Origin of the sequence: Bradyrhizobium sp. AUGA SZCCT0169, from assembly GCF_018130085.1 — a bacterium.
Lineage (GTDB): Bacteria > Pseudomonadota > Alphaproteobacteria > Rhizobiales > Xanthobacteraceae > Bradyrhizobium.
The window spans coordinates 128,248-150,334 of the sequence record NZ_JAFCMC010000007.1; the positions used below are offsets into that span (position 1 = coordinate 128,248).

Sequence of the window (22,087 nt, forward strand, 5' to 3'; positions counted from 1 at the left end):
GCTAAGAATAGATCGTCGGATGGTTTTGCCGTCTTAGCCGCTTCCCGGTAGGTCTGCACTTCAATCGCGTTTGCCGACCTCACTTTTAAACTTGATCCGCTCGTGTACACGGGTCTTCCGTTCGATTTGAGGAGAACGAGTTCATCAAGGAACCATGCTTCTCTACACAGCTCCCTCGCTTGTCTCTGTCCGCTCGCTTCGAATGCCACGACGGGCGTTCCGCCGATTTCGATAGCAAAGACCGGACGTAGATTAGCCATCGGAAGAAGCCCTTTGACTGATTCAATCGCTTGCCGCTTCTCACCAGGCCGTAGTGTGCTTTGCCTCCGATCAACGCGGTCCGTCTGAGAATGCGACGGTGGTCCCTTTCGTGACGCTGGCCGCGACACGCTCGGCATCCCAGTTAGTTAGACGTACGCAGCCGTGCGACTCGGCCTTGGATATCTTTTCGGGCCAAGGCGTGCCATGAATGCCGTAGCTTTCGGCGGACAGACTGATCCAAACCGTGCCAACGGGATTGTTGGGCCCGCGCTTAATGGTGAAGGGTTTGTCCGAGCGCACCCCCTTGAAGCGGTACTCTGGATTGTAGCGGTATGTCGGGTTGCGACTGATCTCGGTAACTTTCACCGTTCCATCGGGAGACGGCTTCTCCTCACTTCCAACGGTAGCGGGATAGAAGCCGATCATCGTTTTCGATTTGTCGAAAAGCATAAGCGTCTGTCGCTTCTTGTCGACCTCGACCCGGTCAGCTTTGACGGTCGTTTCGGAACCTCCGCCCCCGGTGTCCACGACAACGATGGTATCGCCGGCGCGGTCGAAGCGCTGACCGGGATTGAGCACCACGAGCAGCTGCTCGCTCATGTGAAACTTCTCCGCGAGCCCCTCGCGCGGACTGGTATAGTTGAGTAGTAGAATGTCCTTCATATCTTCCAGCCTGGCCGGGAGCTTGGGCAAGAACGGGCCAGCGACGTCCTTCTCGGTGATAGTGTAGTTGGCGGTCACGGGCCGATCGTCCGCCCGCAGTGACTTCCAGGCGTCATCCATCGGGCTTTCGGCGTTTGGCAGCTGCCTAGCTTCCGCGTAGGCCCGCAACGCCTTCCTGGCGTTCTCTCCAAACTTGCGGTCGATCTCGCCAGGCGAGAAATGGGCCCGGTCGAGCAGGACTTGCAACCTTACGCCCGCCGGGGTGGGCTTCGCGGTGGAAAGGGTTTTCTTTGATGGCTCGGCCGCATTGATTGCCGCTGCGGTCAACTCGGCACCTAGCGCGGAACTAGTCAAGCTCGCGATAACGAGGCCGATTGACATGAGCTTGGCTATCATGATGGGCACAGGCGTAATCCTAGAACGCTCGGGCGTTTGCGCGATCCTCCCGAGATCAGCTTCTGGAACTGACTCTCGTATTCGCCCGCCATGCGGCGGGAGGAGAACCGATCCTCAAAGCGCTGGCGGATCACCTTTCTGTCCAATAGCCCAATTTTGCTCACCGCTGCGACAGCCTCTTCCTCACTCTCGACGATAAAGCCCGTCACCCCGTTTTCGACAACTTCCGGCACGGAGCCGGAGCGATAGGCGATCACGGGCGTTCCGCACGCCATCGCCTCAATCATGACCAGGCCGAAAGGCTCCGGCCAATCGATGGGAAACAACAAGGCGGTCGCATCGGCTAGAAATGGCTGCTTCCTGGCTTCGTCAACTTCTCCGACGAGTTGCACGCTTTTGCCATCGATGTGAGGTTCGAGGCGCTTTCTGAAGTACACCGTCTCAGCGCGCGGTATCTTGGCGGCGATGCGCAACGGCTTTCCGGCGGCGCGTGCGATGCGGATCGCGTCTTCCGGCCCCTTCTCTGACGTCAAGCGCCCGAGAAATGCCAGATAGGATCCCTGTTCGAATGACGGTTGAAACAGGTTAACCGGAAGCCCGTGCTGGATCGTACCAAGCCAGTTCGCTCCCGGAAGCGGCAGTCGTTGATGATCCGAGATCGAGATTAAGCCGGCGTCGGGGAACTCGCGAATGACATCGGGCAGTCCAGGAAGGTCCAGCCGGCCGTGCATGGTCGTGAGAAATGGCACTCCCAGCCGGCCAAGCAACGGAAGGGCAAGCCAGTCGATGTGCGAATGGATCACGTCGAAGTCGGCTGCTCGTTGCGCAACCGCTTCCAGTAGTACAGCGCAAGCTGAATTGGGATCGACACCTTTGCCGCCGAGGCGCAGCGCTCGTGGCCAAACCGGGTGAAGCTCTCCGCGGGTCCTGGAATCGCCGCTTGCGAAGAGGGTCACGTCGTGACCTTGATCAACCAGCTCATCGACCAGCCAAGCAACGACCCTCTCCGTACCACCGTATAGCTTCGGAGGGACGCTCTCTGCCAAAGGTGCCAATTGCGCAATGCGCATCCAAATCAACCTAAGTACCGAAAACTGATCGTAGCCCTATCAAGATCGCCGCAGAAGCAAGCTGTGAAATGGCCAGCAGCGTCCAAGTTGGTCTTGCGGTTTCCTGTGTTATCCCTCTGAGCAGTTTTTGAAATCGGTTCACCACTCATCCTTTGGAAAGCGTTCGAGGTAAGTGAGGCCAGAGCACGTCAGCTCTTCGGCGTTGCTTTGCCTCGCCTCCGACCTTCCTTGCAAATGGCGCTCAAGCAAGCATCGCCTGCCGTCTCGGGCGTCAACGTCACGGTGTCTAGCCAAGTAGACGGTCCAAGCTGCATGTGCAGCCTTCCGGACTTCATCTCCCATCTCGAGCTCCATCAAATGGACGTTGGAAAACAACTCGAATTGTGTTGGAAAGTTGCATATTTTTCCCGAAAGCGAGCGTTCGGCTCTTCGGGGACGCGAAATTGGCTTTAGCCGTACCCTACGCTGAGGATTGAATCTGGGCGATCTCAGGCTGCGACGGACTCCGTGCAAGATAAAACCCTGCCGAGGGAGAGCCTCGACAGGGTCCACGCAGATGAATCGATGGGGGCAAAGCGGGGAGCTTCGCTCCATCGAGGCTCTGCGCACTTTCGACGATTATTAGTCCGTACAAACCTTCATGGTCTTCATGCTGGTTTCGGCTTCGGTTCTGGTCTTGAACACGCCGTTGTCAACGACAGTCGTTGTGGTGGTCGTGGGCTTCTTGTCGACAATGGTGCACTTCTTGGTGCTCGCATCCCTCACCACATAATACTCGGTCGCTGTCTGCGCAAAGGCCGACGTAACCGTAAACGCGACGACAGCGCCTGAAAGCAAAAGCTTCTTCATTGGGAATTCCTCCAGTAGTCTTCCTCTGGATAATTTTAACGCCCCCATTTGCCACTTGTTCCCGCGATCTTAATGACCGTAAAAGCCGCTGCCAGCGCGTTCCGTGGTATCCAGGCCGAACGCCATGATAGGGGCGTCCTCTCGCCCGCGGCGGTGCCGTTGTTCCGTTGCTGCCGAGCGCGAGCTTCGGCTTGGCGCTTTGCTTTTCGCTCCGCGTAGCGGTGCTTCCTGTCGCGCTCTTCAGCTTCGGGCTTCCGGCTGTCTGGCTTTTCGGGGATTGCCCATACTTGCTTAAGGGCTTGCGGTTGTGCCACCTCCGAAGTCGACGACTGCAGTTGGGTGGCTGAGCCGCTTCTGCGGACGTAGGGAGAATGACGCGGACAGGATTTGGAATTTCAGCGCGAGTTTGGTACCCGCCCAGCTCTATCATCAGGCGCTCCCGAAGCCGACGGCGAGAAGGACGAAGGCGGTTCCGGTTCCCGCAAAGAAAGTGCTTGTGCTTTTTCCCTGATGATCACTCCAGTCGGGCAACCAACGATCGCGAGCTTTTGTATTCCTGCGCAGGAAATTGGTGAATGCAGGCTCGCTTTGATTGGGTGTTTGCGAACGGAGGAATCGGAGCGGGAGCGCGGCTCCGCCTGCTATCCCTGGAGGATTATCGAGGCGAAGGCCGCGCCCGGGCCACTGACCTGGCCCGCCAAAGCAGTGGATTGCTGCGACGCTCGTTCCTCGCGGCGTATGGAACTTCCGCCATCGCGTGCCGTTCTGGATTTACCTTAAACCACTGAAGGATGATCCTATGAAGACACTCCTGGCCATCTCCGCGCTGACCACTGCACTCGTGTGTGGTCCGGCACTTGCCCAAAGTCCGCAGCCTACCGATCGCAACGCTCCCGCGGCTACGACGACGACCGACGCTTCCGGGACTAAGCTGTTACTGAAAGACAGTTGGCGGGCATCGAAACTGATGGGCCTCGACGTTTACAACGAGAACAACGAAAAGCTCGGTGATGTAAACGAGATCATCTTGGACCAGAGCGGCAAGGTAACTGCCGTCGTCATCGGGGTTGGCGGCTTTCTGGGCATGGGCGAACACGACATCGCCGTGTCGATGGACAAGCTGAAGTTCGTTGAAGAACCTGTACGCACCTCGACCACGACAACCACCAGAGAAACAACTACGGGAGCCACTACGACGGCACCCGCTAACTCGACTACCACAACGCGCACGACCGCCTCAAACGACTGGATACCGGATCATGCCGTGATGAGTGGTACCAAAGAGCAGCTCAAGGCGCTGCCGCAGTTCAAGTATTCTGACTACAATTAAGTTCGCAAACTGTCGTGGAGGCGATCAATCGTTTCGCCTCCATGGCAGTATCTTGAACATTGGTGCCTTACCCAACTTTGCCGCTCACTGTCGGCTGGCTAGTGCGACCCTTACGTTGCGAGGCCGCTCTGGTTTTGATGCCAAGGGCTTATTACTTGCCAACGTTTTGAAAGCGGTCGTCTTTGATCCTTTCGACGAAAGGACCATCCTCGCCTTTGCGCGCTTAACAAGAGCCGACTTTAACGCTGCTTGTTGCTGCGCCGCTTCTTCTGCTGCGGCTTTTCTTATTGCGTCACTCGTGAGGGGCGCCAACCTTACCGGCATAACGTCAACCCATTTTTCGGACGTTAAGCCGCCCACCCCTTCGCATGGGGCACCACGGGGCAACTGAATTGACAGACTCAGCTCCTTAGATTCGTCTAGCCATTTCTCAGCAACATTTCCTGTTATAATTCGCACATAAGCCCGCGTTTCCTGCGGGAGTGAACCGCGCCGCGCCAACCACTTTTGAATGCGACCGCTACCCGCATTGTATGCGGCAGCGGCAAGACCCAGATTGCCGAACTGATTGTGCAGCTTTCGCAGGAGTTTCGCCGAAGCGGGAAGCGCTTTAAAAGGATCGAAAGGATCGTCTAACCCAACTTCTACGGCTGTAGCAGGCATGAATTGCGCAACGCCCTGCGCGCCCACACGGCTTACAACGTTTGACTGAAATTTGCTCTCTTGCCAGAGCAGGCGAGCAAAAAACGCGACGGGAATACTGCTTGTCTCTGCAGCTTCCCTGAGAGCTTGGCAAAAATCCTTTTTAGAGCCGTCTTGCTCAAGAACTCGCTCTTCTAAATTAGTAATGCCGTCAAAGTAACCACTGGTATGCGCCTCTTTCGCAACTGCTTCCAGGTGTCGTGAACCTTGGCTTTCACTCCTGGTTGGTTCGATGTCCGTAGGTGGAGATTGTAAATTCTGCTGATAATCATGATTGAGTTCAGAACTAGATTCAAAGCTGACAGTCATTGTCACGAACACAATGACGACAGCGACTAAAAATCGCATTTCCAAATTTTCCCGGTTTGGTGAGACCGGTGAGATGCCCGCGGATAGAGACGATTTCTTCGTGTGAATGGGGCGAATAGAAGATTTTCGTGTTCCGGCGACGGAACTACACGCTTAGCGACATCGGTCTTCCCGACGTTTGGCGAGTGTACATGCGGATGCCTTTGCCGACTGTCATCGCGGCCCCAACGAAAGCGAACTGATCGCGATTACTAACACGGATTGCCGAGCTGGCTTGGGTGCTAACGGCAATCCGGATCATGCAAGCGCCGCAGCCGCCGCAGCAAGAACTAGGTCAATTGGATTGAGAGGGTTGCATGAAAATGGCGATCCCACCACAGATAAACGGACACCGCTGCGACGTGAACGACGAACTGTCGTCGACAGAGCTTATTGGCTCAGCGATAAGCTAATGCGGGTCACAACAGCATCCCACTTTCGTTCTTCTGCGGCGGGATAGTTTATCATTACGCAATTCATATATGCGCCTACTCGATTACATCGATTGTACCAAGTGCGCCCGTTCCGAACGCTGGATACTGCGAAAAATCGCGGCGTTACTCGCTTGTACTGAATGTTCGCTGGCGGCCGCCTTTTGGCGAGAAAGGTGGCAGGTGAATCATTGTCGGGGTTCGGGACAGACTGCACCGTCAAATCTGCGCGGCGGTCACTCGTAAAGAAACGGCGCCCAACTCCACCCTCCGGTGGGCCCGCGTCCTCTGTGAAAATATCCACCGGAATGTCCACTTTGGCTCCGGTGCTGGGAATAAGGTATATCTGCCATTCCGCGCTTGCCGCGAGTGCCGGGGTGAAAGTTAAAATAAAAAGCAGAGCCGTCACTGAGCGAATTGGGCACATCACGACTCTCCAACTACAGCACAGGTCTCCGGTACATCTTCCTGAAGCTAAAATCAGGGGCTGTGCATAATGAGAAAGCCGTCGCCGCTCGTCGGTTCCTGGTAAAAATGCTGGGGTATATCAATTCCAGCCCTTCTTTTGGGCCTCGTACCGCCCCCACTCCACCCCTCCGCGCCCAAACTATCCTTCCTGCTGCCTCCAATTCCGAGCCTCATCTGAAGATTGAGCTTCGGCTACTAGGGCATCGGTTAGGAACCGATGCGTTGTCTGTTTGTTGGGCTGCCGTAAGCCACCGGTTAAGAATCCGGCACTGTAGCGCCGCCTCCCGTGGCGGGGCACGCCCAGCATCCGTGCCCATGCACAAATCTAATCCTTCAATTGATTGGGTCTCAGATTTGGGTGGTTGGGGAAGAACGTGGCGTGAGAAGGAGTGCCGGAGTGCACAGGATTGAGCGTCAAGCTTTTCTGCTGCTGCTTATCGCCGTCACCGTTGCCTTTGGATGGATACTCTACCCTTTTTATGGCGCCATCCTCTGGGCGACGGTCATGGCCGTCATCTTTGCGCCTCTGAATCGCCAGCTCCAGAAAAGGATGGGTGAGCGACCGAACCTAGCTGCATCTGTAACGATCCTCATCATCATCGCCATGGTCATTTTGCCGCTGGCCTTGATCGCGGCATCGCTGGCGCGAGAGGGCTCGAGCTTTTACGCCAAGATGAAGGCCGGAGAGTATAATTTCGCCGGCCAGGCCCAGCGGGTGTTTGATGCACTGCCAGGCCCGGCCAGAGCTGTGCTGGATAGCTTCAACATGCCGGATTTCTCGGCCCTTCGCGACTCGATGGCGTCGGGCGCCGTCAAAGGTGGGCAGGTTCTGGTGCCTCAGGCGCTCACAGTAGGCATGAACACCTTCGATTTCCTGATTGGCCTTGGCATCATGTTGTACCTCCTGTTTTTTCTATTGCGTGACGGTCGGGCCCTCGCGCTAAGGCTCACGGCGATGATTCCACTTCCCGGCGATCAGAAGGTCACGTTGTTCACTAGATTTGCCGAGGTGGTCCGCGCAACGGTTAAAGGGAGCATCCTAGTCGCCATTACCCAGGGCGCGCTTGGCGGCCTGGCATTTTGGTTTTTAGGTATTCAAGCGCCCCTCCTATGGGCAGTGTTGATGGCATTCTTTTCCCTGATACCCGCGATCGGAGCCGGCCTGGTGTGGGCGCCCGTCGCAATTTACCTATTGGCGACCGGCGCAGTATGGCAGGGTGTTACTCTTATCCTGTACGGGCTGTTCGTCATTGGTTTGGTGGACAATCTGCTGCGTCCATTCCTCGTCGGGAAGGAAACCAAACTGCCGGACTATGTCGTGTTGGTTTCCACGCTGGGCGGCATTGAGGTGTTCGGTCTAAACGGCTTCGTCCTTGGACCGTTGATTGCAGCCACTTTCATGGTGAGCTGGGAAATTTTCTCGGCTTCGAAGCAACGGCTAGATGGCCGCTCTACCAGTTGACGCAATGCCCGGCCAGGATATCCCCCTCGGCCACATGATCGACAAGGCAATGTGCCGGTTGTCCGCACTTAGCGGACGTCGCCGCGTTACCTAAGTCGCTTCGCGCGCCAGGAGGAGTCATAGGCGCCGGGGGCAACTAAGCGGCCGAAGGGCAAGATACCCTTGCGGCAACTCCTTGATTTTCGGATGGACGCCCGGTCTACTTGCGAATAGGTGAAATCGACCTTCACTCGATTAAGACAAACTTATCAGAAAGCGGAAGCTGCAGCCAATCGCTTTCAGAATCAACAATCCCGCTTCAGACTCACTCCCCCTGCGCTCCCCGGGCTAATCTCGAAGGCAATTTGGCCTCAAATTCAACAAATATTTTGACCGGAGCCCAACCTTGAGAGGAGTGGGCTCGCGCGCGCGCGTGTAGGACTGCAGATGATAGGGGTTGCTCCTCGCGTTGCACTTTCCGTTTGCGCTTATCAGCCGAATATCGTGCTATAAAGTCCCGAAATACCGTGTTTGCAGGCGTCGAGCCCGGTGCGCGCGAATACGATTGGAGATAGAGAGAACCGCCGATCCACAGATAACTTTCAGGCTCTACAGGAATTTCCGGCTAGCGGTTCAATCAGGCGGAGCCCGACAGAGTGACCTCCCTATTCCGCATCGGTGCGGCTTTGATTTTGGCGACTTAAACCCGACTTAAGCGAAATACCCGAGATTTGTTAGCTATTCTGTTTTCCAAGTCGGTTAAGTCTATAAGTCTAAAAGATTATACGATTCAACGACGACCACGGGGCAAGGTGTGAGCAATCGTTATCTAAAAACTTACGCCCAGCCGCCTTATCGACTTTTCGACGCCCAACAGCGGTTGCAACGATTGTGAGACATCCATTCGCCGTCCGCGAGAAACACGACCCAGCGGTCCTCGCGCCTGAGCGTTCAACACGAGCTAAAATGGTGGATCGGTTGGGAGCTCATCGGCTTCGGTCCAGCTAGCAATAACCTCGGGCCATTGAACCGTGCGGCCAAAATGAGCCTCCCAACGCTTACGGCAAACATCGAGAGGGGGCAGCCAGAAACCCCGAGCCTGTCGTCTCGCAGAGCCCTCACCCACGTACTCTCGGACGCCTTTTGCCGCGGGACCAGCGAGCAGCCGAAGGAAATCGCCTATCACTCTCTGATGCTCTATACCCAGCCTATAAGCCTCTACCACCGCTACAGTCGAGACAAAGACCATACCGCGTCCAGAGTCTATCTTATGCAGACCGGGTACATCCCCCTCCCGAAGCATGTTGTAGACGGCCATCTGAGGCTGCGTCAGACTTAGGTCTTTTTGCGTCTGCAGGGCTGCCGTGACCGGGCGCGACCACATCCGAAATTTCTTCTCACCGACACACCGCCCCCAGTAAGCACCGGTAAGCCATCGGAAAAACGCGCGCCGCCCGCCTGTTCTCCATTCATCATGCATGCGGCCGAAATACTCGTGATTCTGATTATTTTCGCCGGCATCAACCCTTAGAACAAGGTTGCGTCGGTCATCACGCTCCGCCTGAATTACGTGCTCATCATTCGACGCCATAACTAATCGGAACTGTTTCGGCGCCCGGAAAGTGTCTACACCTTTCGGCTCGACGAGAAAGTCCGGTCGGGTAATAATCGTTTTTAGCTTCGCCGCATGCTTCTTATTGCCAGCGAAAAAGGCCTCATCAGCAAAAACAAGACTTTTGTTCTGTAAGTGCTTATTGAACTTGCCCGTGAGCTGTTCAGGATCGTCCAGGGTGATCGCGTGATTGCCGAAGAACTCCGTGATGAATTGAACCCATAGAGACTTGCCGGAGCCTTGAGGCCCGATCAGCACTATTGCGGTTTCGCAGGGCCCGGGGTTCCAAAGCGCATCCGCAACCCATCCCAAAAGATACGTGAACACGTCGTCATCGCCGCCGCACATATTATTTAGCATGTGGTCCAAGAAAGTGTCGCAGTAGCCGGAGGGCATGAATGGGCCGTCGAACGGTCCTTGTGTAATTTGAACGGGCCCATCTATTCCGAGCTTGAAATCATCCCAACCCGGCGTCAATCCGCTCGGCCAACCTTGCCACAGGTTGCAAATGTCAGGCATTTCCGACTGGTTAACTCCCAAACGGTAGTCGACCTTGTCAAACCTGCGGGTGAGCGGATGATGAAGCCAATGATCCACAAGCGGTACAAACTTCTTTTTATCACCGTCCGATACGTCCACCACCTTCTCGATATGCGCATTTCGGAATTCCGCAAAGCTCATGGTGACGAGTTCACCAGTCTCATCGAACCAAGCTACACGCGCGTTATGGCCGTAGTCGCGAATAACAAACTTCGGTCCAAGCTCATCTCTATGCCTCTCCCGCATCGCCTCTATGAAATCATTTAATAGGGAGAGCTCTTCACCAGTCAGGCGCACGTGATTCAACCAGTCGCCTAAGTTGGGCTCTTGGCCCAGTAGGCGACAGCGTGTCGAATAAGCTTCGATGGTCAGCCGATTTCGGAGGATCCAGGGATCTCGTCCAACACTTTTGTCGATCTCTTCCGGACCAGGAGGTCGCGTGAAGGCATCCGTATTAACCAAGGCAAGTTCTGAATCGTGTGTCATGCTAGTAACCGCATTTTTTGTTTAGATTACCCGGAGATCTAACCATTTCGGTCGCGTCGCGAGCTGACCGCTCTTTGTGCATGAAGTCGTCGCGAGCTTCCGTCATCCACGCGTTCGATCCGAGCCTGCATCCAAGCGTCAATGTCGGACTCAAGAAAAACAACTTTCCGCGGGCCAAGGGCTATCGGTTTAGGAAAGGTGCCCGAGTTGATTCGTTGGTAAATTTCTGATTTTGACAGACAGATCTTTTGGACCACTGCCTTCCCGTCAATAAACCGCTTAGACATGATATCCTCCTCCTATTGCTTACTCCTGAGTACTACAGCGCTGGATTGACGACGGCGAAGAACGCAATAACGCATGTGGATCGCGCTGTTTGCGTTGCTCGCTGGGCGTGAGACGCCTAGCGGATAGAAATCGTAAGGGATATGGAGGTTGTGCTCGTTGAGCGAAGGAGCGCGTGGAGGGTATCGCGCATCATCTAGAATAGATCTCGGGGCAGCACTGAGTGATCGCTTTAGCGCCCAGGGCCGTTGAGATCTAACCTCCCGACGCCGACGTTCTCAGCCTTTACCGCGGGCCGGGAAGACAAGCTGCGGCCGCAGATATTTGAAAACGCCGATGTTGTCTGGAGGCGCGAGACGAAATTTGTTCGGATCGTAGTTCGCAGATTGTAGGCTCCGCATTATCCTTGCCACATCGAGCTTGGTGTAATCTGTCGTCAGCGATGCAATAGCTTTAAAAACAAATTCGTGTGCAACGCTGAAGGCAAATCTCTTCGCAAAGTCCAAGCCGATGGATTTTCTCATCACCTCATCCCAATGCAATTTGAGTTCATAGGCAAACGCGCGGAGAGCGGACGTAGTCTTTTGGTCCAATCGGTCTTTCTTCTTACCAGCAGGAATAACGAGTTCCGCCTCCGCGCACTTGTCGGCGGTCTTATGCATAACCCGAACTATTCTATCTAGTTTAGCCACGAGCACTTCGACCGGTTGGTGAGGACGGACAGCTAAAAGCTCTTCGTTTTGGCCAAGCTCATCAACGGCCGAAAACCATTCAAATTCGGAGGCAAGATCCTTCTGAGCCAGCTCAGTCATTTGATTCCAAGCTCGAACAACCCCGGAGAAACTTTGTGCGAAGCGCCTTTGTTCCTCGAAAACCGATCTTAAGTTTTTGTAATGCGCTTCGAAGCGCAACTGCTCTAGTGCTTTGAAATAAGCTCGTTCAGCGCGTTGGAGGGCTTCCTGAAGCGCAAGCTTGTCGTCGAAGGGCTGCAAGCTCTGGCGAATGCCGCGAGAAGCCTTGACCCGGATTTCGGCGAGCTCTGATACTATTTCTAGGCCAAACGCGCTCAATTGACTAGCTCCATGAGATGTTTGGCATATTCAATCAAGGCGCTTCGCTTTTCTTCAAAGTAGCCATACTTGTTGTAGGTCTTTTGCAGCCCAGGTTTTGCGTGACCTAGTACCGCATCACGGACGTCCTGGTTGAAGCCCAGCGTCGCTAAACGCGTCTCACATGTTACCCGCAGATCGTGAACTCGATACCGGACCAGAGCCGATGCGACATTCTGATCGATCATTGCCTTCTTAACGGCTTCATCTAGGCGGACTTTTCCTTTCGAAAACCCTGAGATGGGGACGCGTCCATCCGTGGTCGAAAAAAGGTGGTAATCGTTGCCGGACCAGGTGGGCAAATTCCCGACTATCGCCAGAGCTTCGTTGGAGAGGGGCACGATATGGTCGCGGTCGCCCTTGTAGCGGGCCTTCGGCACCTCGAGCCAATTTTTGTCGAGATTGATTTCAGACCGGCTTGCGCTAGCCCATTCCGTGCGTCGCTGGCCGGTTAGGAGAAGCAACTGGTAAAGAGGGCCAAATGGATAACCTAGCGATGCAGCCGCCTGCCAAACGTATCTGATTTCCTCGTCGCTCAGTGCCCGTCCGGCTTCGTCGCTTGCTTGAAGGTCGCTGCGCTTCAGGCCATGAATGGGGTTGTCCGCAATTATCTCGCGGTCGACGACCCAGTTGAAAAAGCGGGAAAGATGCTTTCGTACCTCTCGGGCGCTTCCGTGCTTGCCCTCCTTCACGAGGCCATCAATCAGCTCGTGGATGTGGGAGCGCCTGATATCGTGGACGGGGGTATTGGCCCACAGTGGCAACACGTTGCGGCGCAGCACGCCGTCAACGTTCTTCCAGGCTGCGATGTTCGGTATAATTTCGATCTCCATGAACCGCTTGAAGACTGCTTCGAAAGTATTGACGGACCGGATCAGGTTTTTTTCCCGCCTTTCAGTTCTGAGATCGCGACCCTCCGTTGCTGCCTGCATGATGTCGCGAGCCTGCCGCCGGGCGGCTGTGAGCTCCAACGGCGGGGTCGCCCCGAGGGTAATACGGTGCTGCTTTCCTGCCAGCAGCCGCCCTTTCGGGCTGGTGCCACCTTCGCCCAGCACACGATAAATTACGCTGAACGATTTCACGTTGCGGGGTGTTACGCGGAGCAGCAAACCGGGACAGGCTTCGTCCTCGACTTCCATGCGCCCACTGGGCGGAGCGGCAGTCTTGTCATATCGAAGCCGCTCGACGCCCTGCTGGGTGAACCGTTTTCGGTTGAGGCTCTTCATTTCTGCTCCCCCGGGGAGTGCTGGGGGAGTGTAATCGGACGTTTTCCACGCGAACTCATCCGAACTCCCTCGAACGTATCTTCAAATAAGATCAGAGGGTTGGCAAACCTGAGCTTTTCTTATGGTTACTAAATGGAACCGAAGAGCTTAACCTTGCCAAGGTCGGGGTCGAGGGTTCGAGCCCCTTCGCCCGCTCCAAGATTTCTCGCATGCCAAACCGATGATTGAATGACAAGCCGCCGTCAGGCGGCTTTGTCGTTTGTGGCGGCGGGCGACCTGCCGCCGCGGCCTGCTTCTTCCACCGAACCTGCATGCCATCTTCTGATACCAAGGATTGCAGCGTCGTCTTGTGCCGCGCCGCAAGGATCGTGACACACGCGAGGCTGGCAATTGTTTGAACGGGGATATCGGCAGCGCCTTGAGGCGGACCTGGTCAAATGGGTCGCAGAGGGCGTGATCTCGGGCGACGCGGCCCATTCCATCCGCAAGGCGCGATTTGGCGAAGAGGCGACCTCGCGCCTGCCCGCCATCTTCGCGATGCTCGGCGCCCTGATGCTGGCGGCCAGCGTCAGCGCCTTTGTTGCCGCGAACTGGCAGGAGATTCCACGCCTGGTTAGGCTGGTCGGCATTCTCACGCTGATTGCGGCTTGTTTTCCCGTTGCCCTGCTACTCGGCCGGCGCGCGATCCCCTGGGGCGCCGATGCCGCCGTGACGTTCGCCACGCTGTGCTTTGGCGCAGGCGTGGCGCTGGTCGGCCAGATGTATCATCTGCCCGGCGACTGGCCGGCCGGCGCCATGCTGGTGGCGATCGGCGCGCTCATCGCGGCGGCGCTGACGGGCAAGAGCGGCCCGCTCGTGATTGCCTTTGCGGCGATGGCGGCTTGGACGCTCGGACGGTCCGACGACGCGCAATGGCGCGAAATTCATTGGCCGTTCTTCTTGCTGTTCGTTCCGGCGTTTGCATTGGCGCTGGCCCGCGAAAATCGCCTGGTGGCGCACGCGGCCGTTCTGGCGCTGAGCGTCTGGCTGGCCTCAACGATCTGGTCGCCGGCGGATCGGCTGATCCATGGCGGCATTGCGTTCTCGGTAGCCTATATGGCGATCGGGCTGCTGGCGCTGGACCGCGACTGGCCCGCCGAGTTCCGGGCGCTCTTGCCATGGGGCGGCTGGGCCTTCGGCGTGCTGCTCTGCTTTGAAATCGAACTCGTTCTGGAAAAATATGTCCGCTTCGAGCACGCCATCGATGCGCATCTCGGCCTTGCCTATGTCGCCGCGGCGCTCGCGATCGCGGCCCTCGCGGGATTGGCGCGGGGCAGGGACAAGGGGCGGCTTGTGATCATCGCGGCCTGCGCCATTGGCTTGACGATTCCGCTGATGCTGGCGGGCGGCCCCGCAATTCCGAGCCGCGTGCTGATCCCCATCGCCGTGCTCGTCAGCGCTGTGGCCTTGATCGCAGGCGGCCTGCTGGTCGGTTTGCGGACATTTTTCATGGTCGGCTACGCGGTGTTCGGCGTTTCGATATTGATCCTGCTCTGGCGCACGGTCGGCACATTGCTCGACCAATCCCTGTTCTTCCTTGCCGCCGGTGTCGTGCTGCTGGGTCTCGCCTTGGGGGCGCGCAAACTCGCAAGCTGGTCAAGCCGTGCCAATGAACAATCCTCTGGGAGTGCGGCCTGATGAGTACCGTCGACAGCCTGATCGGGCGCGTGCCGCTGCTCCCGCGCTACATCCTCGCCGCGCTGCTGCTCTGCGGACTGATCCTCGCGATGGTCTATCAACGCGCGGAAATATTGCGAAACGGCCAGGAAGTCCGGCTCGAGATCGTGCCGGTCGATCCGCGCGATCTGTTTCGCGGCGATTACGTCATTCTCGATTATCAAATCTCGTCAGTTGACTTGCCGAAGGACTCAACGAGTGAGTTCAAGCGGGGTCAAAAAGTATTCGTGACCCTGCGGCCCGACGAGACCGGCAAGGCGAGGGCGGTCGCGATCTCATCCGAGCGGCCGGCGGTGTCCGGCGCCGATATCGTCATTCTGGGCACGGTGGACGCGGGATCGGTTTGCCCACCCAACGAGAGCGGGCTGAGAGTTTGCAAACCCGGAATCCGTGCCGCCCTCGTGAAATACGGGCTCGAAAGCTATTTCGTGCCGCAGGGCGAGGGCAAGAAAATCGAGACGACCGAAAAGGCACGGCTGGAGGTGGTCGCGGCCGTGACGCCTTCCGGCCAGGCCGCGATCAAGCGCCTGCTGATCGACGGCAAGCCCGTTTATGACGAGCCGCCGTATTGACAGGCGGCGCCCTGCCCGCGGAACGCTTCTCAATTCGAAGAGAACGTGTCAACCTGTAGTTACCCTAGGTTGCATGTTCATTTCATGCCGCGGGCGAGGCATGTCCCATGAGCCGAAAAATCATCCTGCTGTCCGACGGCACCGGTAATTCCGCCGCAAAAGTCTGGCGCACCAATGTCTGGCGCACCTTCGAGGCGCTGGATCTTTCCGGCAATGACCAGGTCGCGTTCTATGACGACGGCGTCGGCACCTCGTCGTTCAAGCCGATGGCGATCCTTGGCGGCGCATTCGGTCTCGGCCTGCGCCGCAACGTCATCGCGCTCTACAAGTTTGCCTGCCGGAATTATCGCGACACGGACGACGAATTGTTCGGCTTCGGCTTCAGCCGCGGTGCCTTCACGATCCGGATCGTGATGGGGTTGATCGACAGCCAAGGGCTGGTCAAAGCCGATAACGAAGCCGAACTGCATAGTCTCGCGAGTGCGGCCTACCGCGCCTATCGCCGGGATCGCTATCATGACCTGAGGCTGGAAGCACCCTACCAGTGGTTCCGCAACAAGTTCGGTCCGCACTACCCGCCCAAGGAGGTTCGCAGGAACGTCAAGGTCAGGTTCATCGGCGTCTGGGATACGGTTGCCGCCTACGGCATGCCGGTCGACGAAATGACCCGCGGCATTCATAAATATCTCTGGCGGCTCGAGCTGCCGGGCAAGCATCTGTCCGCGAGCGTCGCGCGCGCTTGCCAGGCGCTGGCGCTCGACGAGGAACGCACCACCTTCCACCCGCAGCTCTGGGACGAGACCGCCGGCACCAATGGCGGCGCGGCGGTGGTGGATCCCACAGCAAAGCGCTTCATCAAGGACGAACGTATCAGCCAGGTCTGGTTCGCCGGCGTGCATACCAATGTCGGCGGCGGCTATCCCGACGATGCGCTGGCCCACATCCCCTTCGTCTGGATGATCACCGAGGCGAGGCGCTGCGGGCTCAGATTCAAGTCGGATTATGCGGGCCAGCCGCCGAGCCCCGACCACATGATATCAGATCCCGATACATTCAAGAACGCGATCTCGAAGCGCGACAAGGACGGACGGCTGTACGATCCGCGCAAGGGCCTTGGCGGATACTATCGCTACGGGCCGCGCAAGCTGGTGCCGGCCTTCTATCCGAAGAAGCTGGAAGAAGACGAGGTCGACGTCGTCAGCGCCAAGATTCACGAAAGCGTCTTCCGGCGCATCGAGAACAACGCGCATGGCTACGCGCCGGTCGGCCTGCCGCCATATTACGACGTCGTCAAGGAGGACGGCGAGATCGTCGCGCCCGACAAGTTCAGCATCGCGCCCGCCACGCAACCCTTTGAGACGAGCGCCGCCGCGGCGCAGCGCGCGTTGGCGCAGGAGCATGTCTGGAACTGGGTCTGGCTGCGCCGCATCACCTATTTCGCCACCGTCGGCGCGACGCTGTGGCTGCTCGTCTTTCCGCTCATCAGCAGCGCGCAACGCTACGATGAATATACCAGTCCGATCCGCTGGGTGTCCCACCTCGTACGCTTTGTCGGCGGATTCCTGCCGGACTTTGCGACGACCTGGATCGACGGTTACGCGCGCGCGCCGGGCTGGTTCGCCTTCATCGCTGTCCTGGTCACAGGCCTGCTGGTTCTGTCCTCGAAGATCGCAGGCCGCACGTCGAACCTGATGGCCTCGATCTGGCGGAAGTCGCCGGGAGCGCCGTCAGCGCTCCCTGACAACTGGATCTATGATCTGCGCAGCAGCCCGCTTTACATCCGCATCCAGGACACTTTGAAGCAAAGGATCGCTCCGGGCTTCTTCGCGGCGGTGTTCGTCTATCTCGGATTTGCGCTTGTCAGCCACCTTGCTTACGACGGCTGGGACATGGCCGGATATACCTGCGTGCATCGCGATTCCGATCCGAAACCCGCGGTGCTCGCCGTCAACCAGACCGCGCGCGTCGAATTCGAGACGTCGGATTTGTGCAAGGCGACCGGCATCCTGCTGCAGCATCGCGGCCGCTATTATGTGACCATTCAAGCCGGCGGCAAAAACGGCCAAGACAAGCAATGGTTCAATGGCCTTGCCCGCATCGGCACGCCGGTCGGGGGCTTTTCCAGCAAAGAGCGGCCGCAATGGTACGAGCGCGTCTATCTCTGGCTATTGCTGCCGATGCGGCGGGAATTATCCAAGGACTGGTTCCGCATCGTTTTGCGTTTTGGTAACGTCGGCGGCGAAGAAGACTCCTACGAGCCCGATCCCTACGACGACATTATCCAGTTCAACATCACGCCGACGATCGCGCCGAACGGCAAGGAAGAACTGTTCGTCTTCGTCAACGACGCCGTGATCGGCATCCCCGGTCTTTACGATTTGCTCTACCGCAACAACCGCGGCACCGCCGTGCTGACGGTGAAGCGCACGCGGTAGCGCTCTCATCCCGTGGCGATCCTCGCCTTCCGGATCAAGGTGCTTCGACGCCCGGCCACCGTTCGATCCGGCCGCGGCGCTGGCTCGAAACGAATATTGCGGTGCAGCGCGTCCCTTGCAAAAAGTCCGAAACAAAACCGGACGAAGAATATTTCCACTCAATCTAATTTCGTCTGACAGGGTAGCGCAGCCTACGCTTCTCTCCTGCAATGGATGTGCTACCATTTTAGGGTCTATTCCACCTCACCTGACCAAGTTCGCCTCGAACGTTCAAAATAATAACAGGCGCAGCCGCACAAGGCTGCATAGGGAGTGACGCGATGAAATCGGCTTTCCATCGATCTGTTCTTGCGCTCACGGCGATCCTCGTTGTCGCGGGGGCCAGCCAGGCCAACGCGCAACAGAAGCCGCTCAAGAAATACGAATCCGGCACCAAGGAATTCTGGACCAACCCGCCGCCCGACTGGTTTCTCGGCGACGAGACCGAGGCGCAGCGGGGACAGGCGCCGCCGTCCGGCCCGCCGACCGGCGCAACCGACGCCGAACTCGCCAAGCTGATCCCGAAGATCAAATTGCCCGCGGGCTTCAAGATCGAGGTCTACGCCTCGGGCGTGCTTGCGGCGCGGCAGATGGCGTGGGGCGACAAGGGCACGCTGTTCGTCGGCTCCTTCGGCCTCGGCAACGTCTATGCGATCAAGGACAATGGCGGCAAGAAGGAGGTCAAGACCATCCTCAAGGGCCTCAACATGCCCACCGGCCTCGCGTTCCGCGACGGCGCGCTCTACGTCATCGCGGTCGACAAGCTGATCCGCTACGACAACGCCGAAGCCAATATCGACAATCTCGGCGCCGGCAAGGTGGTATATGACGACATGCCGTCCTACGCCGCGCATGGCTGGAAATACATCGCGGTCGACAAGGAGGGCTGGTTCTATCTGCCGTTCGGACCTCCCTTCAACATCGGCATTCCGCCGACCAGCGTCTCGCAGATCCGCCGTGTCGATCCCAAGACCGGCAATGCGGAAATCTGGGCGCTCGGCGTCCGCAACAGCGTCGGCGGCGATGTCGATCCGCGCACCGGGCGGCTCTGGTTCACGGAAAACGCCCGTGACTGGATCAGCGACGACTTGCCGAGCGACAAGCTCAACATGATCTCGAAGATCGGCGAGCATTTCGGCTATCCCTATTGCCACCAGGGCAATATGCCGGATCCGAAATTCGCGATGGGTCACAAGTGCTCGGAGTTCACGCCGCCGGTGCTCAATCTCGGTGCGCATGTGGCGCCGCTCGGCATGAAGTTCTACAGCGGCAGCCAATTCCCCGCCGAGTACAAGAACAACATCCTGATCGCCGAACACGGCTCCTGGAACCGGAAAAAGTATCAGGGCGCCCGGATCAAGCGCGTGATCGTCGGTCCCGACGGCAAGAACGCCAAGCAGGAAATCTTTGCTTCCGGCTGGCTCGAAGGCGACCAGGGCTATCTCGGCCGGCCCAACGACATCATCCTCGACAAGGACGGCTCGATCCTGGTGTCCGACGACTGGGCCGGTGCGATCTATCGCATCAGCTACGCGAAGAAGTAGGGCGGAGATAATAGGGGCTGCGGTTGCTCGGGAACGAGTGGCCGCAGCTTCGCGTTTTGGAATGGAACATGCTCGTCATGCCCGGACTTGATCCGGGCATCCATCAACGCAAAATTTCTTGAAGAGAGATGGATGGCCGGGTCAAGCCCGGCCATGACGACGGGAGAGCTATGATGCGACTTGCGTTTACCGGGATGCTACTAGCAGCAGCGATGATCTGCGGCCCCACCCATGCCGCCGATATCGCCGCCGGCAAGGCGAAAGCCGAATTGTGCGTCGGCTGCCACGGCGAGAACGGCATTTCGCAGATGGAAAACATTCCCTCGCTGGCGGCGCAGCCGGACATGTTCATCCAGTGGCAGTTGGTGTTCTACCGCGCCGGTGCCCGCAAGAACGAGCAGATGCAGCCGATCGTCGAGCAGCTCAACAACGAGGACATCCGCAATCTCGGCGCCTATTTCGCGCAGCTCCCGCCGCCGAAGGCGCCGCCTGACGACAAGCCGGATCTGTCGAAGAAGGGCGCGCAGGCGGCCGTGGGCGGGCGTTGCGCGTCTTGCCACCTGCCGGACTACGCCGGCACGAAGGCGGTCGCCCGCGTCGCCGGGCAGCGTCAGGATTATCTCGTCAAGGCGCTGCACGACTACAAATCAGGGGTGCGGTCCGGCGGCGGCATGGCGGCGATGGCCAGTGTCGCCTATTCCCTCAGCGAAGAAGAGATCGAGGCGCTGGCGCATTATCTGGCGCATTTGTAATTGCTGTCGTCCCTGCTCAAGGCCGGGACGACGCCAAAAATAGATCCCGCGGCGTGTCGCTACCCCCGCTGCTTTTCATACGCCTTGAGATGGGTGTAGGCGATGCGCAGCTTCGGCACCGGAATTTTCGCGGCGTCGGCGCGGGCGACGAGATCGCCGATGACGTGATCGGCTTCGACCGGAAAGCCTCCCTTGATGTCGCGGAACATCGACGCCGTCATCGGTGAACCTTCGGCGGTCAGCAAACCGCGCGTGCGCTGGAAGAACGGGCCTGTCGGCTCGTGACCTGCGGCCTTTGCGATCGCGCTGGTCTCATCCAGCATGCCGAGCAGGAAATCCCTGCCGCCCGTCACCGCCAGGATGTTCCCCACCGAAGTGCGCATCAGGCAGGTCGATGCCGCCAATGAGGCGAGGAATACCCACTTCTCCCACATGTCCTGCATGATGTGTTCGCTGGCAAGTGCGCCGATATTGCCGCTGGTGAAGATTTCCGAGATCGCACGGACGCGGTCCGACATGGTGCCGTCGCGTTCGCCGAAATTGAGCGACTGCATCGGCGCCAGCTGCACCACCTCGCGCGCCTCATTGAGCGTCGCGGCAATAGCGCAGAGGCCGCCCAGCACGCACTCCGCGCCAAATCTTTCGTCGAGCACGTTCAAGTGCAGCATGCCGTTGAGCAGCGGGATGATCGCCGTATTTGTGCCAACCGCCGGCGCAAAGGATTTTATGGCGTCATCGAGGTCGAACGCCTTGCAGCTCAGCAGCACGACGTCGAATTTTTCCGAGAGCTTGTTGGCCTGCACCGTTGGCGGATTTTTCAGCGTGACGTCGCCGCCAGGGCTCTTGATGACGAGGCCGGCGGAGGCGAGTTCAGAGGCGCGTTTGGGCCGCACCAGAAACGTCACGTCGCGCCCGGCCTGAAGCAGCCTGCCGCCGAAATATCCGCCGATGGCGCCGGCGCCGACCACGAGAATGCGCATTGGTTGGTATCCTGTTGTTGTTGGTTTTTCTTAGGAAGCGAATGGCGAAGAGGGAAGAGTCCATTCGCTATTCACTACTCGCCATTCGCCACCTTACCACTTCTCCCCGAACGGACGAATCTCCAGCTCGAACGTCCAGGCGCTGCGCGGCTGCTGGTAGAGCTGCCAATAGGACGCCGCGACCGAGGCCGGTGGCATCAGCAAATCAGGATTATCGAGGGCTTCCTTGCCCCAGAGCTGCTCGCGGCGCTCGCGCACCCAGGCAGTGTCGACGCCGGAATCGATGATCAGATGCGCGACATGGATGTTCTTTGGCCCGAGCTCGCGCGCCATCGATTGCGCCACCGCGCGCAGGCCGAATTTGGCGCTGGCAAAGGCGGCAAAACCGCTGCCGCCGCGCAGGCTCGCGGTCGCGCCCGTGAAGAAGATGTTGCCCTGGCCGCGCGGCAGCATCAGCCGCGCCGATTCCCGGCCCGCCAGGAACCCGGCCCAGCAGGCCATCTCCCAGACCTTTCGAAACACGCGGTCGGTGGTCTCAAGGATCGGGAAATTGACGTTGGCGCCGACATTGAAGATGCAGACCTCCAGCGGCGCGTGCGCGTCGGCGTCGTTGAGGAAGGCGGCGACCTCGTCCTCCTTGCGCGCATCGAGCGAGCGCGCCACGATCGACCCGCCGGCCGCTTCGATCTCTTTCTTCAGCGGCTCCAGCTTGGCGCCGTCCCGCCGGCCGGCGAAAACGGTGAAGCCTTCGGCGGCGAATTTCTTGGCGATCTCGCTGCCGATGTAGTCGCCGGCGCCGATCACTGCGACGGTGGCGTTTCGTTTTTGCATT

Annotated in this window: 18 protein-coding genes; 7 read left to right on the forward strand and 11 right to left on the reverse strand. The window is 58.3% G+C overall.

All coding sequences use genetic code 11. The annotated features are described in order from the left end of the window. Positions 1 to 330: 330 nt before the first annotated feature. From JQ609_RS11310 to JQ609_RS11320, 3 genes are all read right to left on the reverse strand, one after another. Positions 331 to 1,305 (reverse strand): L,D-transpeptidase, encoded by a 975-nt coding sequence (locus JQ609_RS11310; RefSeq protein WP_249127888.1) that lies wholly within the window; start codon positions 1,303 to 1,305, stop codon positions 331 to 333. Positions 1,306 to 1,316: 11 nt separating this feature from the next. Beyond that, positions 1,317 to 2,390 (reverse strand): glycosyltransferase family 4 protein, encoded by a 1,074-nt coding sequence (locus JQ609_RS11315; protein ID WP_212273472.1) that lies wholly within the window; start codon positions 2,388 to 2,390, stop codon positions 1,317 to 1,319. A 621-nt stretch (positions 2,391 to 3,011) separates the two neighbouring features. Beyond that, positions 3,012 to 3,239, reverse strand: a complete 228-nt coding sequence (locus JQ609_RS11320; protein ID WP_212273473.1) for a hypothetical protein — start codon at positions 3,237 to 3,239, stop codon at positions 3,012 to 3,014. A 799-nt stretch (positions 3,240 to 4,038) separates the two neighbouring features. On the opposite strand from JQ609_RS11320, the gene JQ609_RS11325 reads away from it, so the two are divergent. Further along, entirely contained in the window at positions 4,039 to 4,569 is a 531-nt protein-coding gene (locus JQ609_RS11325) for a PRC-barrel domain-containing protein (RefSeq protein WP_212273474.1), read from the forward strand. Between the two features lie 84 nt (positions 4,570 to 4,653). Here the strand turns inward: JQ609_RS11325 and JQ609_RS11330 are convergent, their stop codons facing one another. Together JQ609_RS11330 and JQ609_RS35020 are read right to left on the reverse strand one after the other, a co-directional pair. Then, positions 4,654 to 5,619, reverse strand: a complete 966-nt coding sequence (locus tag JQ609_RS11330) for a lytic transglycosylase domain-containing protein (RefSeq protein WP_212273556.1) — start codon at positions 5,617 to 5,619, stop codon at positions 4,654 to 4,656. Between the two features lie 390 nt (positions 5,620 to 6,009). Further along, the gene (locus tag JQ609_RS35020) at positions 6,010 to 6,477 is read right to left on the reverse strand and encodes a hypothetical protein (protein ID WP_249127869.1); all 468 of its coding nucleotides are present in this window, start codon (positions 6,475 to 6,477) and stop codon (positions 6,010 to 6,012) included. A 438-nt stretch (positions 6,478 to 6,915) separates the two neighbouring features. On the opposite strand from JQ609_RS35020, the gene JQ609_RS11335 reads away from it, so the two are divergent. Further along, positions 6,916 to 7,980, forward strand: a complete 1,065-nt coding sequence (locus tag JQ609_RS11335) for an AI-2E family transporter (protein WP_212273475.1) — start codon at positions 6,916 to 6,918, stop codon at positions 7,978 to 7,980. A 940-nt stretch (positions 7,981 to 8,920) separates the two neighbouring features. Here the strand turns inward: JQ609_RS11335 and JQ609_RS11340 are convergent. The 4 genes from JQ609_RS11340 to JQ609_RS11355 form a co-directional block, all read right to left on the reverse strand. Further along, the gene (locus JQ609_RS11340; RefSeq protein WP_212273476.1) at positions 8,921 to 10,597 is read right to left on the reverse strand and encodes a primase-helicase family protein; all 1,677 of its coding nucleotides are present in this window, start codon (positions 10,595 to 10,597) and stop codon (positions 8,921 to 8,923) included. Positions 10,598 to 10,635: 38 nt separating this feature from the next. Beyond that, positions 10,636 to 10,884, reverse strand: coding sequence for an AlpA family phage regulatory protein (locus tag JQ609_RS35885; protein ID WP_212273477.1), 249 nt, complete (start codon positions 10,882 to 10,884; stop codon positions 10,636 to 10,638). Positions 10,885 to 11,160: 276 nt separating this feature from the next. Beyond that, the gene (locus JQ609_RS11350) at positions 11,161 to 11,952 is read right to left on the reverse strand and encodes a hypothetical protein (protein ID WP_212273478.1); all 792 of its coding nucleotides are present in this window, start codon (positions 11,950 to 11,952) and stop codon (positions 11,161 to 11,163) included. Further along, a complete protein-coding gene (locus tag JQ609_RS11355; protein WP_212273479.1) occupies positions 11,949 to 13,217 on the reverse strand; it encodes a site-specific integrase in 1,269 nt (422 codons plus the stop codon). The genes JQ609_RS11350 and JQ609_RS11355 overlap by 4 nt, the downstream gene beginning before the upstream one ends. Before the next feature lie 390 nt (positions 13,218 to 13,607). On the opposite strand from JQ609_RS11355, the gene JQ609_RS11360 reads away from it, so the two are divergent. The 5 genes from JQ609_RS11360 (at position 13,608) to JQ609_RS11380 (ending at position 20,275) form a co-directional block, all read left to right on the forward strand. Then, positions 13,608 to 14,894 (forward strand): DUF2157 domain-containing protein, encoded by a 1,287-nt coding sequence (locus JQ609_RS11360; protein ID WP_212273480.1) that lies wholly within the window; start codon positions 13,608 to 13,610, stop codon positions 14,892 to 14,894. Further along, a complete protein-coding gene (locus JQ609_RS11365; RefSeq protein WP_212273481.1) occupies positions 14,894 to 15,505 on the forward strand; it encodes a GDYXXLXY domain-containing protein in 612 nt (203 codons plus the stop codon). The genes JQ609_RS11360 and JQ609_RS11365 overlap by 1 nt, the downstream gene beginning before the upstream one ends. A gap of 107 nt (positions 15,506 to 15,612) precedes the next feature. After that, positions 15,613 to 17,940, forward strand: coding sequence for a DUF2235 domain-containing protein (locus JQ609_RS11370; protein WP_212273482.1), 2,328 nt, complete (start codon positions 15,613 to 15,615; stop codon positions 17,938 to 17,940). A gap of 320 nt (positions 17,941 to 18,260) precedes the next feature. After that, complete coding sequence (locus JQ609_RS11375) at positions 18,261 to 19,523, forward strand: sorbosone dehydrogenase family protein (RefSeq protein WP_212273483.1); 1,263 nt, start codon at positions 18,261 to 18,263, stop codon at positions 19,521 to 19,523. Between the two features lie 173 nt (positions 19,524 to 19,696). Then, complete coding sequence (locus JQ609_RS11380) at positions 19,697 to 20,275, forward strand: c-type cytochrome (RefSeq protein ID WP_249127871.1); 579 nt, start codon at positions 19,697 to 19,699, stop codon at positions 20,273 to 20,275. 59 nt (positions 20,276 to 20,334) lie between these two features. On the opposite strand, the gene panE is transcribed toward JQ609_RS11380, so the two are convergent. Beyond that, entirely contained in the window at positions 20,335 to 21,255 is a 921-nt protein-coding gene (gene panE, locus JQ609_RS11385) for a 2-dehydropantoate 2-reductase (RefSeq protein ID WP_212273485.1), read from the reverse strand. Positions 21,256 to 21,348: 93 nt separating this feature from the next. After that, positions 21,349 to 22,086, reverse strand: coding sequence for an SDR family oxidoreductase (locus JQ609_RS11390; RefSeq protein WP_212273486.1), 738 nt, complete (start codon positions 22,084 to 22,086; stop codon positions 21,349 to 21,351). Position 22,087: the final 1 nt, after the last annotated feature.